The 1632-nt window shown below is 48.2% G+C and carries 3 protein-coding genes; 2 read left to right on the forward strand and 1 reads right to left on the reverse strand.

Going from position 1 to position 1632, the window contains the following annotated elements; genetic code table 11:
• A partial coding sequence (locus NZ772_18660) for an ATP-binding cassette domain-containing protein (GenBank protein ID MCS6815579.1) occupies window positions 1-350 on the reverse strand: 350 nt, incomplete at its 3' end.
• Between the two features lie 375 nt (window positions 351-725).
• On the opposite strand from NZ772_18660, the gene NZ772_18665 reads away from it, so the two are divergent.
• Complete coding sequence (locus tag NZ772_18665; GenBank protein ID MCS6815580.1) at window positions 726-1064, forward strand: gas vesicle protein; 339 nt, start codon at window positions 726-728, stop codon at window positions 1062-1064.
• 211 nt (window positions 1065-1275) lie between these two features.
• The coding region (locus NZ772_18670) for a threonine synthase (GenBank protein ID MCS6815581.1) at window positions 1276-1632 on the forward strand (357 nt) is incomplete at its 3' end.

The raw sequence follows: 1632 nt of genomic DNA on the forward strand, positions 1-1632 counted from the left end.
AACCCTACTTCCTGAAGTGCTCGATACACCTGCTCAGAGCCAAGCTCTGGATGACCTAGACGTAGCTCTTCTAAGATAGTGCTGCCACAAAAGTGCCGCTCTGGAAACTGAAACACTAGCCCTGCAATCTGTCGCAACTGCATTGGGATGAGTAATTGATCTCGCCACAACACATCACCAGAGGTTTGTTCTGCTAGCCCAGCCAAAATTTCTAGCAAGGTAGTTTTGCCAGAGCCACTAGGCCCAATCACCAAACCCATTTGCTGGGGAGCAAGGTCTAGGTGAATGGCATTGAGAATGGGGGTAGCAGCGGCAGGGGGATGATAGCTGAGGTTTTTCAAATAAAGCATGGAGCAGATAGCAGCGAATATAAACCTAGTTTTAATTTTAAGTCGTTGCTAGGTTTTGATGAGCATCACACTGACTGTAATCACTATAGGCTCTGGTGACAATAGACACCATCTCTATGCTATTCAGGCACCACCTCTATGCTACTCCCATGAGACGTGTTGATGATCCCCAAGTTGATGAACCCTGAGCAGGATGCGCCTAACGTTAAGAAAAGCAAGTATCTTGCAACATTATCCTGATTTCGACCCGACTTATGGGTAGGCTAATGTAAGAGCTAAGTCAATCGTGTTGATGATTGGACTCTACACAGTAGTTGCAAGTGTAACCAGTTGCATGGGTATACGATATAACCTTTAATCAAACGCCTTAAACCTATGAATCGTCCCTCGATCCCAGCCGGACAAATCCGTCCTAAGATCAGTAATATGCCGAGGCAACAGTCTGAAGATCAGGCATGTCTGGAGGTTTACAAGTTAGTGGTAGAACGCAAACGGCTACAACGCGAACTAGATAGGCTGGAACAACGCAAAGCTCAAATCCAAAACCGGATACACCTGCTGGAAACAGAAATTAGACAGCGAGATCAGGAAATTCAACAGTCTCGGCGGCAAGTGACACTGCGATCGCCTTCCCCTGTAGCAAAAACCCCTAGCCAGCCAACCCCTCCTAAGGCTAAGGATCCAGGATTTGACATGTTAACGTTGGAATACTAGGCTTCGTGAAGCCAGGAATCATAGCAGGATCACAACCGTCCTAGCCAACTCTTAGACTGGGAACTAGTGTAACGGATTCCCTAGCTCATTGCCGTGGATAACGCTTGGCTCCAGAGGCAGGCAATCCAGTCACTTGCATTCACCCCTTGCCCCATGGGCGCACTGTACCCATAATATCAATGGGTTACCAAATCATAGGGAATCAACAATCATGCTGCCAGTTGCTGAGTCCACGTTAGATTTAGACGCAAACGATCATCCGACTGTCTATTTTCGCTGTATTGCGGGTTGTCCTGGCAAGCACTCAATTTTTGACGTAATCTACACTTGCCCTACCTGTGGCAGCCTGCTGGAAGTTCACCACGAGCGGGAACCCCTCAAACAACGCAGCCCCGACCAGTGGAAGCAACTGTTCGACTCACGAGTTGGCACTACGAAATGGCCCTATGGCAGTGGCGTTTGGGGAATGCGGGAATGGGTCATTCCATCTCTGGCTGATGACAATATAGTCAGCATGTTTGAAGGCAACACTAACCTCTTCTGGGCTGAACGATTAGGCAAGCAACTG

Source organism: Cyanobacteriota bacterium, from assembly GCA_025054735.1.
GTDB lineage: Bacteria > Cyanobacteriota > Cyanobacteriia > SKYG9 > SKYG9 > SKYG9.